The following is a 15,364-nucleotide window of genomic DNA, read 5'->3' as shown; positions in this document are numbered from 1 at the left end:
GCGATACAACATCAAAGAGGAGGACTAACGTGAGAAAAGTAAAAGTAGCAGCAACCCAAATGAGCTGCTCTACCAATATCGAAGAAAATATAAGCAGAGCAGAGAAACTCGTACGTGAAGCGGCGGCGCAAGGCGCGCAAATTATTTTGCTGCAGGAATTGTTCGAGACTCCGTATTTCTGCCAGAAGGAAAAGTCTGATTATTATGTGTATGCAACCGAGCTCGAGCACAACAAGGCGATTAACCATTTCAAAAAGATCGCCAAGGAATTACAGGTGGTGCTGCCAATCAGTTTTTATGAGAAGAAAAACTACGCGCGCTACAACAGCCTGGCTGTAATTGATGCGGACGGTGAAGTGTTGGGTAAATACCGCAAAAGCCATATCCCGGACGGTCCGGGGTACGAGGAAAAATTTTATTTTAATCCGGGCGATACCGGTTTTAAAGTCTGGAATACACGTTATGCCAAAATTGGAGTCGGTGTATGCTGGGATCAATGGTATCCTGAGGCAGCTCGTTGTATGGCGCTGATGGGCGCAGAAATTTTGTTCTATCCGACAGCTATTGGTTCAGAGCCACAGGACTCTTCCATTGACTCCAAGGACCACTGGCAGACCTGCATGCTGGGTCATGCTGCTTCCAATCTGATTCCCGTCATTGCCTCCAATCGTATTGGAACTGAAACAGATGAGGATTCGAGTATCAACTTCTACGGATCGTCCTTTATTGCCGGGCCTCAAGGTAACAAGATAGCAGAAGCTGGCCGTACCGATGAGGAAGTGCTTACTGCCGAATTTGATTTGGATGAGCTGGAAGTAGGACGGATTGAATGGGGAATTTTCCGCGACCGTCGTCCAGAACTGTACAAAATGATTGCTACCTATGATGGTGAATTGAAATTGTAGTGGAATAGAAAAAGAGATAGAAATAGAAGTATAATCTTTGTCTGCACAAAAGGAACATTCCTCATCGGTTTGTTCCTTTTTGGTGTCTAGCTCCAATGATCTATAGATAAAAACTATAGTTTTGTACATAAAATAGCATTAGAATTTATGGATCGCATGATATAAAATCAAGTCATAAGGAATGATCGTACTCAACAAAACCTCGATATTCTTTAAAGTGAAAAAAATCACATATGAGAATCCCTTAATGAAAACCTGAAAATGAAATTTGAAAACTTGCAAGGAGGAAGAACAATGAACCACTATCCTGCTATCTTTGAACCTCTGACCATACGGCGTATGACGTTGAAAAACCGGATTGTAATGCCTCCAATGGGAACTAACTTTGCTGCTATGGATGGGAGCTTTGTTCAGGATCATATTGATTATTACGTGCAACGGGCCAAAGGGGGGACCGGCCTGATCACCGTAGAAAATGTTTGTCTGGATTTCCCAATGGGTACGAACGGAACAACCCAGCTGCGTATGGATAATGATCAATTTATTCCCGGGCTGTTTAGATTAACTGAAGCATTACACTCTTATGGAGCTTGTGTTTCCGTACAAATTAACCATGCAGGTGCTTCTGCTTATGCAGGACGATTGAACGGAGTTCAGCCTGTATCTTCTTCTAATATCCCATCGAAAAAGGGCGGAACGATTCCTAGACCTTTGCAAAAAGAAGAAATTTACGCCATTGTACGCAAATACGGAGAAGCAGCAGGAAGAGCGCAACGAGCCGGATTTGACTGTGTTGAAATTCATGCGGGACATTCCTACTTGTTGAGTCAATTTTTATCTCCAATGTATAACAAGCGTACGGATGAATTTGGCGGCAGCGCAGAAAACCGCGCCCGTTTTGCCAGATTAGTCATTGATGAAATTCGTTTGGTGGTTGGTCCATTTTTCCCTATATGCTTGCGCTTTAGTGCGGAGGAGTTTACAGAAGGCGGCAACACGTTGGAAGACACACTGGAGTTGTTGGAGTATCTGAATGATGAAGTAGATATTTTGAACGTGTCTGCCGCTCTGAATGATTCCATCCAGTTCCAGATTGACGGAATGAATCTGCCGGATGGCTGGCGTTCTTATATGGCCAAAGCGGTAAAAGAAAAGTTCGGAAAGGTCACGATGACCTCAGGTAATATTCGGAGTCCGCAGGTTGCCCAGGATATTTTGGCGAGAGGCGACGCTGATCTTCTGGCGATGGGTAGAGGACTGATCGCAGAACCCAACTGGGTGGTTAAAGTACAGAACGGCTACGAGCATTTGCTTAGAAAATGTATTTCCTGTAACATCGGTTGTGCCGATCACCGGATTTCCAAAAGTAAACCGATCTGCTGTACGGTAAATCCTGATCTGTTCAAGGAAGCTGAATACCGTAAACAACGTGTTAAGAACAGCATCCATGTTGTTGTTATTGGCGGAGGCACTGCGGGGATGGAAGCGGCCTGTACGGCAGCTGAAGTGGGCTGCAAAGTAACCCTTTTTGAAGAAAAAGCAGAGCTGGGCGGCTTGGCTCGTGATATTGCCCGTTTGCCTGACAAAACACGTATCAACGACTTCCCTGATTATTTGATTCAGCGCACCAAGCAGTTAACTAATCTGAATATTCTCACAGGTACCCGGGCTGATCTGCCGATGATTACGGCTTTGAAGCCTGATATTATTGTCAATGCCACGGGGGCCACACCGCTGCTTCCACCCATTGCAGGTTTGCATGAGCAACTGGGCAAGCCAGGTACCAAAGTGTTCTCCATCTTTGATCTTTTGCACAATATAGAGAAGTTCCGGGAGTTTGAAGGCAGACGCATTGCTGTAGTCGGTGGCGGAGCTGTAGGGCTGGATGTCGTCGAATATTACGCAGAACGTGGGGCACAGGAAGTTTCCATCATTGAGATGATGCCGTTACTGGGCAAAGACCTGGATATGATTACGCGAATTTCCATGATGAAAATGGTAGAGGAGCGGAAAGTGAACGTCCATACAGAAACGGCTTTGACAGAGGTGTGCAGCGACTGCTTTAAAGTAAAACATGGCGAACAGGAGTTTGAGATTCCATTTGACCTTGGGTTCGTATGCTTGGGCATGCGTTCATTTAGTCCGCTGATGGATAGCTTGCTCGAATATGGTAAAGAACATCAAGTGGAAGTTGTTAATATCGGGGATAGCAAGCAAGCTCGTCGTATTATAGATGGCACCCGCGAAGGACGAAATATTTTAAAAACGATTCAACGGGTAGACGCATTCAAAAATGAGTTTTCGTTTGCTTATTAAATTGGCGTTATAAAGGATTTAGTATGATTATGGCAGCTCATTTGCTAACAGGGTTGAAGAGACAGTGCTGTCTTTTCAACCTTTTTTATTGGGCGCACACGGATACAGGAAGTATTGATTTTCTTGTCAATCTAAAGGTAAACTATGGAAGGATAAGGGAAGACCGTGGGAGGTGTTGCATGAATCAAATCTTTAGTGAAATTCCGGGTTCCAGGACGTGGAGCAATGTGGAAGAGATTCATAAAGGCTGGTCTAAAGATAAGAAATATTATGTTCAGACCAACAACAGCAGAGAATTGCTGCTGAAAATTTCGGACATAACCCAATTGGAAAGAAAGCAACGTGAGTTTGAAACTGTAAAAAAGCTGGATCATTTGGAGGACATTTTAATGTCCCGGCCGCTCGATTATGGAATTTGCAACAACGAACAGTCTGTATACTCCTTATTTACCTGGATCAATGGGGAGGAAGCGGAACAAGTCATTCCCACATTAAATGCTGCGGACCAGCACCGATTCGGGTTTCGGGCAGGAGAAATATTAAGCAAAATACACGGAATCCCTGCGGAGCAAGATCAAGCGCAAGCGCCATGGGCCGAATATTATAATGCCAAAATCAACAGATATATAAGAAACTATAAGTCATGCGGTGTTCTTTTAAGAGGAGCAGATCAAGCCATCAGCTATATTGAGCAAAACCGTCATCTACTTGACAATCGTCCCCGGACATTTCAGCACGGTGATTATCATGTAGGCAATCTGGTGGTTACGCAATCTGGTGAACTGGGGGTTATTGATTTTAATAGACTGGATTATGGAGACCCTTGGGAGGAATTCAATCGTATTACCTGGTGTACGGCACGAAGCCCCTTATTCGCATCGGGCCGTATCCACGGTTACTTTAACAACGATGTACCTGATCTATTTTTTAAATTAATGGCTTTGTATATTGCAAGCAACCAGATATCATCCATCCATTGGGCAATTCCGTTTGGAAAAAAAGAAGTGGACGATATGGTTCAGCGAGCTGAGGAGGTTTTGGAGGCGTATGATTACTTTCAAACCTATATACCCAGATGGTACTTGCCGAGTTACCGTGATTAAGCAAGAGTTCCATTAAAAAGTGAAGACCGACGCTCCTCAGAGTGACGGTCTGTTTTTACATCCTCTATTATTGTTTCTTCATTTTATACGTAAATTCCCACACAGCTTGATTACCTGAATAACGACCACGGTTTTCAGTAACCGTGACTCTTAACTTAACGGTAGAACCTTTGGCAGAAATCGTGGAGACCTTTACATTCTTGCTGACTTCGCCTACATCAGGGATTTTGTCCTGTTCCTCAGCATATGCGTATAGCTTGATACTGCCACCCGATTTGACCTTGACTTTTACGCTGTTTCCTTCACTAATAGACTTGCCAGCCACCTGAGCAGCAATGGCCCAATCGTTGCCTACATGATCATTGGATACCAAGGTTGCCTGCTGAAACGTTACGATATACGTTGATGTTGCCGAAGCCGCGAGTGCATACGTTCCGTTGAATAACAGGGATGCCACTAATAATAGAATAGCCGATGCTTTCGTCCACATTCTATTCATTTGCTTGTCTCCTCCAGTTTGAAATGTCGAGGGAGAATCTCCTCTAATCCTATTATCGTTGGCTAGATAAATAATTGTTAATGGTTGGTAAAAAAAGAATTTCACTTCTTATTGCAACACCTTTGCGTGTGATATTTGTTTGATAAAATGAGTTGGAGAATGTGAAAGGAAGGGAAACGGATGAAGCGGCTACAGAGCATTATCGCTTGTGATTGCGTTTCGAATTCATGCTAATGGACAAAGATACATGACTATACTAAAATGTGAAATAAAAATAGATATATAAATTTACATAAAATAAGGGAGTGAAACAAATGTATTTTCCTACTTTAATTGTATTAACCATTGGTGTTGCATCCTATTAGGGGATTGCAACAATCCTCTAATTATTTGAATAATACAAATTAGAGGAGTTTTATAAAAATGAAAATTCAATCCAAAAATATACGGAATTTTTCGATCATCGCGCATATTGATCATGGGAAATCGACATTGGCGGACCGGATTATAGAGAAGACTCTAACTGTTTCGAAGAGAGACATGAAAGAACAGCTGCTGGATTCCATGGATGTCGAGCGAGAGCATGGAATTACAGTGAAGTCACGAACAGTGCGTACCTTCCATGAAGCAATGGATGGACATAAATATCAGTATAATTTGATTGATACGCCAGGACATATTGATTTTTCGTATGAAGTTTCGAAAAGCTTGGCTGCATGCGAAGGCGTCCTATTGATAGTAGATGCCACGCAAGGTGTTCAGGCCCAAACCATTGCCAATTACAACATAGCGGTGGAAAACGAGCTGGTCATTATACCTGTGGTTAATAAAATTGACTGTTTTAATGCCAATATAGAGCAAACTTGCCAGCAACTGATTGACATGATGCAGTTTAAAGAAGAGGATGTCCTATATATCTCTGCAAGAACCGGTCAGGGCGTTAATAAAGTGTTGGAGCGTATTCACTCGGTGATCCCCGCACCTACGGGTACAGCCGACAATCCTTTAAAGGCGTTGGTTTTCGACTTGCAGTATGATCCGTTCAGAGGAGTCATTGCTTATATTCGTTTGTTCGAAGGAACGCTAAGTAAGGATAAGACTCTTCGTTTTATGGCGACGCAAGCAGAATTCAATGCAACGGAACTGGGGGTGTTTTTACCCCATATGCAGCCAACCGATGTTCTACATGCAGGTGAAGTTGGCTATATTGTTACCGGACTAAAGGAAGTGCAAAAAGTAAAGATTGGCGATACCTTAACAACCTCAACTGATCCAAGCCAACAGCCGTTACCAGGCTACAAGGAATCCAAATCGATGGTATATGCAGGCTTGTTTCCAAGTGATGACAATGATAAAGACTTTCAAAATGCGATTCATAGACTTGCTTTAAATGATTCATCCTTCAGGTATGAGGAAGAACGCTCTGAGGTGTTAGGGAAGGGCTTTCGGTGTGGTTTTTTGGGGATGCTGCATTTACAAATTATACGAGAACGCTTGGAAAAAGAATATGGCTTGACCGTACTCATTACCGCCCCCAATGTCACCTATCAAGTCGTAACCAAAGACGGTCAGGACCTATGGATAAATAACCCGGTCTATTATCCGACCTTCGATAAGATAAAAGCAGTGAAGGAACCTTATGCGGTTGTGACGATCACTTTGCCAGAAGAATATGTAGGCGATATCATGAAGTTGGCTACAAGTCGAAAAGGGATTTTTATTGATTTGAATTATCAGGTGAACCAAACCATTTTACACTATGAGATACCTACTTCTGAAATTGCATATCATTTTTTTAATCAATTAAAGTCCCTATCACACGGTTATGCCACGATGGATGTACAATTTATGGACTATCGTGAAGCTGATCTGGTTAAAATGGATATCCTTGTGAATTATGTTAAGATAGACGCCCTGGCGTTTATATTACACCGGGAAGATGCTTATCGTGTTGCTGCAGACTTGGTATTGAAATTAAAGCATACGATTCCAAGGAAACTCTATCCTATGCCTGTGCAGGTAGTAGTGGAAGGCATCGTGATTGCCAGAGAAGATGTTCCTCCATTGCGTAAAAATGCGGCAGTCAGCGGCGATAAAAAAAGCATTTCAAAAAAGCAGGCACTGCTGCGCAGACAAAATATAAATAAACGAAATATGGAACATATGAACATTCAACTGCCGCAGGAAGTATTTAATTCTATTTTGGATATCAATATAGGAAACGACTGAGAATAAGCCCTCACAAAGCATTCAATCAGAATAGCTTGCGAGGGCTTATTCGTCGTATAACAATATACAAGGCTAACTGTCGGTCATTCCATTGTCATGGCTTAATTGCCATTCGATTCCGAATTGATCCTTGAGGCTCCCGTAGCATTTGCTCCAGAATGTTTCTTGAAGCTCCATGTTTACGGTCCCGCCTTCTTTTAATTTGTGAAAGACCGATCTGATTTTCTCTTCATCCTTATTGACGAAGGCGAGGCTGATGTTATTTCCAGCAACAAAAGGCATACCGGGAAAAACGTCTGAAAACATCACGTTGCTTCCATCAATGTTGAGCCGTGTGTGCATGACTAAGTTTTTCGCTTCTTCCGGTAGAGGGTAATCGGGATTGGGCGGTGCTTCACCGAACGTCATGATTTTTGGTTTCTCCGTACCAAAAACCTCTGCGTAAAACTCTGCTGCTTCACGACAGTTACCATTAAAATTAAGATAAACATCAACAGACATCTGCTGCACTCCTTTATGGCTGATTTCTTAACAGGCTAAATTCTCACCAATCATTATTAACCTGTACAGAAGCATAAATACCACGTTTTTTCGATTTATTGCTTCATTTTCAAAACAAGCAGGCATTATGCCAAAAGTAATGGTATGATAGCGTAGTTACATCTGAATGACGACTATTGGAGTGATCAAATGGGTGCAAAAAGCAAGGGCGGCGGAACCGGCCGAGGTACAGGCAGTAAGGGCTGGACACGCTGGAATAAAACAGCGAAGCCTGTAAGGAGAAAAAGCGCTTCAAGCGCACCGGGAAGCACAGCGTCAGGCGCTGCAAAAGGTGGCGTTGCCGCCAAATCAAGTGGGAACAAAGGTAGCGGCAGAAGTAAATAAGCCGAGCATGTATAGGCTTGTCTTCAAAGGCGAACATCTGATTATGCATACGTAATCAGATGTTTTTTAATGAATCCATGTAGATATTCATATATCTCATACTATGACGTAAATGAGGTGTAGCATGCGAATTAACAAGTACATAAGCGAAACGGGATTCTGCTCACGTCGGGAAACGAACAGGTTGATAAACGCCGGGCGAATTACGATTAATGGCAAGGTTTGTGAAGCAGGGGCTCATGTAGAGCCACAGGATATTGTGCTGATCGATGGGGAAGCTATTCCAGTTAATCGTAGTGAGCCTGTATATTTGGCGCTAAATAAGCCCGTCGGCATTGTATGTACGGCAGCGGAGCAGGTGGCTGGCAATATTATTAGCTATATCAATTACCCTTCACGTATTTTTGCCATTGGCAGACTGGATAAAGCATCAGAGGGGCTCATCTTATTAACGAACGATGGAAGCATCGTCAATCAAATGATGCGTTCCGAGCATGGCCACGAGAAGGAATATGTAGTAACTGTAGACAAACCTGTTACAGATGAATTTACGCAGGCCATGTCTCGCGGTGTTGAAATATTGAACGTCATGACCAAACCGTGCAAGGTTGATCGTACAAGCGAATACGAGTTCCGCATTATTTTGACGCAAGGGTTGAATCTGCAAATTCGCAGAATGTGCAAGGCTCTGGGATATAGAGTACTAAAGCTGGAGCGTGTCCGAATTATGAATATTACCTTGGATCATCTGGAACGGGGGCAATGGAGACATTTAGACAGGGAGGAATTGGAGTTGCTTCTTGCTAAATTGAAATAATGGATACAACAAAAACTATTAATGTGACTACGATTAGTTCAACCTTGTTGTCATAAGCTACCTGCAATAATATACTATATGCCATTTATCTTAAGATGTAATATTCATGAGAATACGTTAAAAGGAGTTTTCCTCATGAATATTACATCTTTTTTAATTTACTGTTTTATTGCCACTTTTACACCAGGTCCTACCAATATCGTCATATTGTCCACAGTGCATAATTTTGGTGCAAAAAAAGCAATGAAATATACGTATGGAGCAACTATTGCTTTTGGTTTATTACTTGTTATTTCTGCAATATTGAATACTATGCTTATAACGATCATACCGAAAATTTTAATTGTTATGCAGATAATCGGAAGCTGTTATATGTTCTTTCTCGCATATCAAGTTTACAAAATGGATACATCCAATCCAACCGTAAACCAAACGGCTACCTTTATGTCAGGCTTCCTTATGCAGTTTTTAAATCCAAAGGTAGTGCTATTTACAATGACTGTAATTCCTAGTTTTATTATGCCTCACTATATCGCAATACCTGCGGTGATGATCAGTATTGTCGCTATAACTCTTATTGGATTTTTAGCATTTGTGACATGGGTTCTTTTCGGTACAATCTTCAAGGAGTTTTTACAGAATCATAAAAAGATTGTTAATGTAATAATGGCCTTATTTTTAGCTTATGCTGCCATAATGATATGGATGTAGGTGAGCTTAGTTAGAGGTGATTGAAATGGACAAATTTATCTATAAAAAATCAGCAGGTATTACTGCATTATCAGCAAGTATGACTGAATTTAAGTATAAGAAGCACTCTCACAAGGAGTATGCAATAGGCGTAACATTGCGTGGTATTCAACAGTATAACTTGGATGGCAGCCTGCAATTATCCTATCAAAATGGTGTTATGCTCTTTAATCCAGAACAGGCACATGACGGAATGGCACATAATGAGGTGGGCATTGATTACGTCATGCTATATATTGAGCCACAATTGCTTTTAGAGATTATTGAGAAAAAGGATATCGTACGTTTTTCAACTCCTATTGTGTATGATTATAGACTTGAACAAAGAATATTAAGTCTTTCTAATGCCATATTAAGCGAAAAAGATGAGGCTTTGTGTAGCGAATTACTTTTATCCCTGACGGATAGCCTGTTTCAAACTAATCTTTCTACAGGCGATAAGAAAGATAACGCTCTAATTAGGATAGCGAAGGATATGATTCATGCCAACTTGGAACATGTACTTAAACTTGACGAGATATGTAAAGAGCTTCATTTATCGAAATTCCAGTTTATCCGATTATTTAATGCTCATACTGGAATGTCACCATACCAATACTTTCTTAACTGTAAGATAGAACGTGCCAAGCAGTTAATAGAAAAAAGTGGAGATATTTATTCAGCAGTAGCAGAATGTGGTTTTGTTGATTTAACCCATTTAAATAAACACTTTAAAAGCATATATGGAACAACAGCATTTGAATATATGTCACATATAAATTGAGGGGAGCTACAGGTCGTAAGAGATAATGATTGCAAACATTCAAAAAATACATGTTGAAAATAGTACCATATCGAACTATAATTTTAGTACGGTATGGTACTTTTTTTGAAATAATGGAGGTGCAAATGGGCATTATAAAAGGAAGATCTGTTTTTTTATCAGCATCCATAGATGCATTGCTGGCTAGAATAGTTTCAAGAAAACACAGGGAATCTGAGGTTGATACTTTAACAGCAACACAAGCAAGAATTTTGTTTTATCTTTGGGCGAAAGACGAAATACCTATACATGAAATCTCAAGGATTACCAATCTTCAAAAGTCAACTTTAACGAGTATATTAAGTAAGTTGGAAAAAGCAGGACATATCAGTTTTATGCCTTGCCAAACAGACAAACGAAAAACAATAGTTAAAGTAGTGAATAGAAATGAAAATCTGGTGGAATTGAACAAAAAGATTATTGATGAAGTCGGAGAGACTTTTTACAAGGGATTTAGCGAGGATGAAATAGCATTGTATCAAAGTTTCTTGATAAGAACTTTAGATAACCTGATAGAATGCGAGAATGAAAAAAAGTGAGAATCAAGGAGAGAGAGTATGAATAAAAAACTAAGAATGGTATCCTTCGCACTTTTAGCAACATTGGCTTTTGCCACGCAAAAGGAAGGCTTCGTAGCTGCTGAAAGTCCTCCTACAGATGTTATTCGTATGGCTCCTACCTATAAAGATGTGGTGTATGCAACCGTAACTAATGACGATGGAAAGAAAAAAGAGCTAAAAATGAACATCTTCAAGCCGGAGGGTGTAACCGAAGCAACTCCTGTCTTGGTGTATGTTCATGGAGGAGGATGGCTTATAGGGGACTATCAGGGCGATGATGCTCCTAAAGATGCAAAAAAGGAAACAGCCGCACCACCAAATCGCCCAGCACAAATGACAGGTAGAGCCACAGATCAAGTGGCTACAGATTCAGCATATCAAGTTTTTAAAAAAGTGTTAGAGAATAAAATTACTTTCGTTTCCATAGATTATCGGCTAAGTGGCGAAGCTATTTTCCCGGCTCCCATTTATGATGTTAAGGGCAGTATCAGATATCTGCGTGCACATGCTAAGGAATACGGTATTGATCCAGAAAAAATTGCAGTTGCAGGAAATTCTGCAGGTGGACATCTGGCTACCGAACTCGCTGTTACCAGTGATATAAAAGAGCTTGAAGGTGATGTTGGGGGCAATCTTGAGTATTCAAGCAAAGTAATGGCTGCAGTTGATTTTTACGGTCCAACAGATATGTTTACCATGGGACCTGAGATGGACCCAACCCTGCAATCTCTTGAGGAGGCAGCTGAAACACATGACTCTCCACGAGCAGCTGAAGCCAAACTTCTTGGATTTGATAAAGAAGGACAAGGTGTGGCAGTCCTGAGAGATATTCGGGATAAAAAACAAACAGGTTCTCCTTATTGGGAAAAAGTAAAGTTGGCGGAAATGGCAAGTCCTATAAATTATGTATCTTCAGATGATCCACCCATGTTTATTGCGCATGGAGGACGTGACAGTTTAGTATCTATTCAACAAAGTTGGAGACTTAGAGATGCTCTTAACCATGCAGGAGTCGAAAATATTTTTATGTCTAACTCTAAAGCTCCCCACGGTGGCCAGGGTGAAGATGTCAATAATGCAGCTATAACCTGGGTAACAAAAAAATTGCTTAATAAATAAGCTATTCTAAATATTTATGTTATTTTATTAAAAAAGGGAGCCCCATTTATGGAGGTTCCTTTTTTCTTTAAAGCCTGCTTTAGGTCAATTAAATTGGCTCTTTTAACCGTTTCATTGCAGATTAAGTCGTTAGTTTATGAATTGGATTAATTGTGTTTGTTTGGTGGAAATAGGCCAGTAGTCCTTCAGTTATTCCTAGTGAAATATTCGCTAAAATTCAATATTGATATTTCCAATAGGATATTCTTATTTTTGGGGAACAAAATGCATCTACGAATCCGGAATTCACGCAAAGTCTATACCAAGAAGGAGAAGATGAAATGAGTATCTTGGAGGATTTATATTACGGCAAATGGTATCCAAGTGAACGAATCAAACCGAAGAACCCTGAACTTGAACTAACCCATCAGAAAATATCCGCTTCTATGGAAACTCTAAAAGCAAGATTGCCAGAACAAGATTATAGGTTAATTGAAGAACTATCCGATTTAAATGATGTCCTAATTTCTATATTGTCTGCTTCGGATTATATTTCTGGGTACAAAACGGGAGTTTTGATGATGTTAGAAATATTTGATGGGAAAAATTATTGATAGAAGTACTTTTTTATAATTAAGAAGAAGCTGCATCTGATAAATATAAGTCAGAGGTCATAGGGATTAAGTCTTCTTATTCTTATAACAATTAGGAGTGGAGATGGTTTTCCATAAATTTGAATAATGTTATTATGTCTTAACGAACCTAAACCGAGGTAAATTATGACAACCATTAAAGTGACACCTGAACAACTTATATCCGTCTCTAAGAAATTTGAGCTTGCACAGCAAACCGCGATGCAAATGAATAGTCAGTTATCGCAGCATATTTCGTTTATGGAACGATTTTGGGAGGGAATAACGAAGGAGCAATTCTATTATAGATTCCAAACATCTCAGAAGAATATGGCTGACTTTGTTACACTAACAGATTCGATTGCAAAAGAATTGCGCCATCATGCGGATAAATTCAGATTAGCTGATCTGATGGAGGATGGGAATCTAGACCCAAGTTGCTTGCCACCTCCACCGAATACTTGTGCAGTTCCTGTTCAAGATACACGAAATGCGCTCCAGAAATCGGCGGATAGTTTAACGGAGCTTGGTCAGGATTTTGTAGCCGCTAATTCGGTACGATATGAGAAAAAATTTGATTCATTCTGGAGTTTCATGGATTATATGACGTACGGTATTCCCAAGGGTATGTATGAAGGTTACATGGACAGAGCAGCAGTGCAAAACAATTCATGGAACGACAAACTCAATTTTGCTACATTTGGTGTGACGGGTATGATTCAGGGTACATTTAATCCCACCAATGCATGGTCAAAGGAACATATGGCAAATATGATTGGTACAGCAGGTTTGTGATAGGCTCAACGACTACCAAAGCACTGATTAAGCCAAAAAATGTTTTGGAAGGGTCTGTTAAGTATAAAGGTGCTAAGAGTACAACCAATATTTTAAAAGAAAGCGAACAGCGCTCTTCTAATATAAAATCAAACGAATTTAATTATGCTGAAACTGGTGCTCGTAATATTTCTCCGGAGCAATTTTTTAAAGAAGAAGCTATTGCAGAGGAGTTGTACGAAAAATTTAGGAACTTAGGAAATCAAGACGTAGAAGCCATTGCTAAAAACACTGGTTTTTCAGAAAATAGAATTCAAAGAATTAAAGACCATGTTTTTAACAATACCCACATTAAAGATCATGGAGTCGGGAGATTTGACCCGGACTTTGAATTATCACAAGCGTGGGAGAGGTTAATTGATGGGAAATATGTGGATTCTGATGTACAATTACTACATCATGAGCTTTTTGAATCGAGGTTTGAAGGCATATTCCATACGAATTATAGAACAGCACATGATAAAACTATAGAATCTGGAAAACCATGGAATTGGGAAAAGATCTATGAGGAGTGAGATTAATGGCGGTATATATAATCATGTTAAAAGAATATGAAGATGAAGAAAGAGTTGTATATAATTATGGACCAAGTGAAGATGTAATGGGAAAAATAGAATATGACAAAAAAAATGAGGTCATAAATCAAATTGCTCCGATAGTTTCAGAGAATTATGCTGACGAATTTTTCTTTAAGAGAGCGGGACGAAGGTTGGCTAGAATGATTATTAAAGAGAAAGGAAACTTTGTAGAAAAAACGACTATTGAGTCGTAAGTGGATTATATAAACTGCCTTCACAAGAATCCTAGAAAACAAATGGAACCATTATGATTTCTTAAAAGTAGCTCTCACATGAGGAGTTACTTTTTTCATTACAAGGGGTGTAGAATAGGCTTGGGAAACATGTGTAGACAGAAGGCTTTCCTATGGCTGAGGAAGTCTGCTAGTTAGATTGAAGATATTGACTATTAACTTTGAGTTGAGTAAATTGTAACTAATTTAGATTATGTTAAGGGGAAAGTAAGTAAAAAGTATTTTGAGAATGGGAGCATTTGTTTTACTTTATAAAGAACACGTAAACGAAAAAGTAGTTGTACATAGATACGGCTCCAAAGAACAAATCATGAGGAAAATCAAATTGAGTAATATCGAGAAAGTGAGCAAAAGTCAGCTTATCAGGGCTTAATCGTTTATTTTTCCGGGTTTTAAATAAGCGTCTGTGATACTTTGGTGCTGTAAAAACATAGGCAGGTACAAGTCACTCATTTGAGTGACTTTTTTTATTGCCTTTTTGAGAGGTTTGAATGTTTTGAAGAAGAAGCAGAAGAAAGGAATTTTACTCCCATATTAAATGTCTGCCAAAACTGACAAAAAATGAAAAGGTTATGTACCCGCAGATAATGCGTATCTATCAGCGTAATCATAACCCGCTATATCCATTCTTGATGTCTATTCAGATCTTTAAAAACATTTCCGGAAAGCGAACTGCCAGCAGAACTGTTTGATCTGGACGCGCTGGCCTATCTTTCCCCAAATGAAGTCAATAGTCCAATCTTTTTGGTTAATTGCACAATAAGCTATTTTTGACTAGACTTTGGAGGTGATCATTAACTATGTTTCGACACTATTATTTGCAAAAGAAAAGACATCGGAAAAAATTTAGAAGATGTATTGTTAAAAAAGTCAAAGTTTTGCCGAAGGTTATTGTTAAAGGGATCCGAGGCCCACAAGGACCTCAGGGACCTCAAGGGCCTCAGGGAGTTCCAGGTGCTCAAGGCCAGCAAGGGCCACAAGGTTTTCAAGGAATTCCCGGAGCGGTAGGACCCGCAGGATCGACAGAGCCGGCAGGAGCAGTAGGACCCGCAGGACCGACAGGGCCAGCAGGAGCAGTAGGACCCGCAGGATCGACAGGGCTGGCAGGAGCAGTAGGACCCGC

At 40.3% G+C, this 15,364-nt stretch carries 14 protein-coding genes and 1 pseudogene; 13 read left to right on the top strand and 2 right to left on the bottom strand.

Translation table 11 applies throughout. The features are described from left to right. Positions 1 to 29 precede the first annotated feature (29 nt). The 3 genes from aguB to KQI_RS0106745 all read left to right on the top strand — a co-directional run bounded on the left by aguB (position 30) and on the right by KQI_RS0106745 (position 4,324). Positions 30 to 905: an N-carbamoylputrescine amidase gene (gene aguB / locus KQI_RS0106755; protein WP_007430414.1), complete on the top strand. Its 876-nt coding sequence runs from the start codon at positions 30 to 32 to the stop codon at positions 903 to 905. A 294-nt stretch (positions 906 to 1,199) separates the two neighbouring features. Further along, positions 1,200 to 3,221 (top strand): NAD(P)/FAD-dependent oxidoreductase, encoded by a 2,022-nt coding sequence (locus tag KQI_RS0106750; protein ID WP_010345984.1) that lies wholly within the window; start codon positions 1,200 to 1,202, stop codon positions 3,219 to 3,221. Positions 3,222 to 3,400: 179 nt separating this feature from the next. Then, entirely contained in the window at positions 3,401 to 4,324 is a 924-nt protein-coding gene (locus KQI_RS0106745; protein WP_010345983.1) for a phosphotransferase family protein, read from the top strand. A 67-nt stretch (positions 4,325 to 4,391) separates the two neighbouring features. On the opposite strand, the gene KQI_RS0106740 is transcribed toward KQI_RS0106745, so the two are convergent. Next, positions 4,392 to 4,823, bottom strand: a complete 432-nt coding sequence (locus tag KQI_RS0106740) for a hypothetical protein (RefSeq protein ID WP_010345982.1) — start codon at positions 4,821 to 4,823, stop codon at positions 4,392 to 4,394. 423 nt (positions 4,824 to 5,246) lie between these two features. Here KQI_RS0106740 and lepA point away from each other — a divergent pair, with 423 nt between their 5' ends. Beyond that, complete coding sequence (lepA, locus tag KQI_RS0106735; RefSeq protein WP_010345981.1) at positions 5,247 to 7,052, top strand: translation elongation factor 4; 1,806 nt, start codon at positions 5,247 to 5,249, stop codon at positions 7,050 to 7,052. A gap of 72 nt (positions 7,053 to 7,124) precedes the next feature. On the opposite strand, the gene KQI_RS0106730 is transcribed toward lepA, so the two are convergent. Then, entirely contained in the window at positions 7,125 to 7,553 is a 429-nt protein-coding gene (locus tag KQI_RS0106730) for a VOC family protein (RefSeq protein ID WP_010345980.1), read from the bottom strand. Between the two features lie 189 nt (positions 7,554 to 7,742). Here KQI_RS0106730 and KQI_RS0106725 point away from each other — a divergent pair, with 189 nt between their 5' ends. From KQI_RS0106725 to KQI_RS0106685, 9 genes and pseudogenes are all read left to right on the top strand, one after another. Further along, on the top strand, positions 7,743 to 7,937 hold the full coding sequence (locus tag KQI_RS0106725; protein ID WP_010345979.1) for a DUF3934 family protein: 195 nt from the start codon (positions 7,743 to 7,745) through the stop codon (positions 7,935 to 7,937). 124 nt (positions 7,938 to 8,061) lie between these two features. After that, positions 8,062 to 8,754: a pseudouridine synthase gene (locus tag KQI_RS0106720; RefSeq protein WP_010345978.1), complete on the top strand. Its 693-nt coding sequence runs from the start codon at positions 8,062 to 8,064 to the stop codon at positions 8,752 to 8,754. Positions 8,755 to 8,889: 135 nt separating this feature from the next. Continuing rightward, on the top strand, positions 8,890 to 9,465 hold the full coding sequence (locus KQI_RS0106715; RefSeq protein ID WP_010345976.1) for a LysE family translocator: 576 nt from the start codon (positions 8,890 to 8,892) through the stop codon (positions 9,463 to 9,465). Between the two features lie 25 nt (positions 9,466 to 9,490). Further along, positions 9,491 to 10,267, top strand: a complete 777-nt coding sequence (locus tag KQI_RS0106710) for an AraC family transcriptional regulator (protein WP_010345975.1) — start codon at positions 9,491 to 9,493, stop codon at positions 10,265 to 10,267. Between the two features lie 125 nt (positions 10,268 to 10,392). Beyond that, positions 10,393 to 10,845 carry a MarR family winged helix-turn-helix transcriptional regulator gene (locus KQI_RS0106705; protein ID WP_029390051.1) on the top strand — a complete coding sequence of 151 codons (453 nt, stop codon included), beginning with the start codon at positions 10,393 to 10,395 and terminating at the stop codon, positions 10,843 to 10,845. Positions 10,846 to 10,863: 18 nt separating this feature from the next. Next, complete coding sequence (locus KQI_RS0106700; protein WP_010345973.1) at positions 10,864 to 11,985, top strand: alpha/beta hydrolase; 1,122 nt, start codon at positions 10,864 to 10,866, stop codon at positions 11,983 to 11,985. Positions 11,986 to 12,305: 320 nt separating this feature from the next. Next, on the top strand, positions 12,306 to 12,578 hold the full coding sequence (locus KQI_RS0106695; RefSeq protein ID WP_010345972.1) for a DUF6809 family protein: 273 nt from the start codon (positions 12,306 to 12,308) through the stop codon (positions 12,576 to 12,578). A gap of 165 nt (positions 12,579 to 12,743) precedes the next feature. Then, positions 12,744 to 13,945 (top strand): annotated as a pseudogene (locus KQI_RS29770) (WXG100 family type VII secretion target). A 5-nt stretch (positions 13,946 to 13,950) separates the two neighbouring features. After that, positions 13,951 to 14,202, top strand: a complete 252-nt coding sequence (locus tag KQI_RS0106685) for a hypothetical protein (protein ID WP_010345969.1) — start codon at positions 13,951 to 13,953, stop codon at positions 14,200 to 14,202. Positions 14,203 to 15,364 lie beyond the last annotated feature (1,162 nt).

Origin of the sequence: Paenibacillus peoriae KCTC 3763 (genome assembly GCF_000236805.1) — a bacterium.
Classification (GTDB): Bacteria; Bacillota; Bacilli; order Paenibacillales; family Paenibacillaceae; genus Paenibacillus; species Paenibacillus peoriae.
This window is presented reverse-complemented; position numbering and strand designations above follow the sequence as displayed.

What these genes read in the sequence shown, in the direction of transcription:
- KQI_RS0106750 (WP_010345984.1), top strand. Translation starts at nt 1,200, where the DNA reads ATGAACCACTATCCTGCTATCTTTGAACCTCTGACCATACGGCGTATG.
- KQI_RS0106745 (WP_010345983.1), top strand. Translation starts at nt 3,401, where the DNA reads ATGAATCAAATCTTTAGTGAAATTCCGGGTTCCAGGACGTGGAGCAAT.
- KQI_RS0106740 (WP_010345982.1), bottom strand. Translation starts at nt 4,823, where the DNA reads ATGAATAGAATGTGGACGAAAGCATCGGCTATTCTATTATTAGTGGCA.
- lepA (WP_010345981.1), top strand. Translation starts at nt 5,247, where the DNA reads ATGAAAATTCAATCCAAAAATATACGGAATTTTTCGATCATCGCGCAT.
- KQI_RS0106730 (WP_010345980.1), bottom strand. Translation starts at nt 7,553, where the DNA reads ATGTCTGTTGATGTTTATCTTAATTTTAATGGTAACTGTCGTGAAGCA.
- KQI_RS0106725 (WP_010345979.1), top strand. Translation starts at nt 7,743, where the DNA reads ATGGGTGCAAAAAGCAAGGGCGGCGGAACCGGCCGAGGTACAGGCAGT.
- KQI_RS0106720 (WP_010345978.1), top strand. Translation starts at nt 8,062, where the DNA reads ATGCGAATTAACAAGTACATAAGCGAAACGGGATTCTGCTCACGTCGG.
- KQI_RS0106715 (WP_010345976.1), top strand. Translation starts at nt 8,890, where the DNA reads ATGAATATTACATCTTTTTTAATTTACTGTTTTATTGCCACTTTTACA.
- KQI_RS0106710 (WP_010345975.1), top strand. Translation starts at nt 9,491, where the DNA reads ATGGACAAATTTATCTATAAAAAATCAGCAGGTATTACTGCATTATCA.
- KQI_RS0106705 (WP_029390051.1), top strand. Translation starts at nt 10,393, where the DNA reads ATGGGCATTATAAAAGGAAGATCTGTTTTTTTATCAGCATCCATAGAT.
- KQI_RS0106700 (WP_010345973.1), top strand. Translation starts at nt 10,864, where the DNA reads ATGAATAAAAAACTAAGAATGGTATCCTTCGCACTTTTAGCAACATTG.
- KQI_RS0106695 (WP_010345972.1), top strand. Translation starts at nt 12,306, where the DNA reads ATGAGTATCTTGGAGGATTTATATTACGGCAAATGGTATCCAAGTGAA.
- KQI_RS0106685 (WP_010345969.1), top strand. Translation starts at nt 13,951, where the DNA reads ATGGCGGTATATATAATCATGTTAAAAGAATATGAAGATGAAGAAAGA.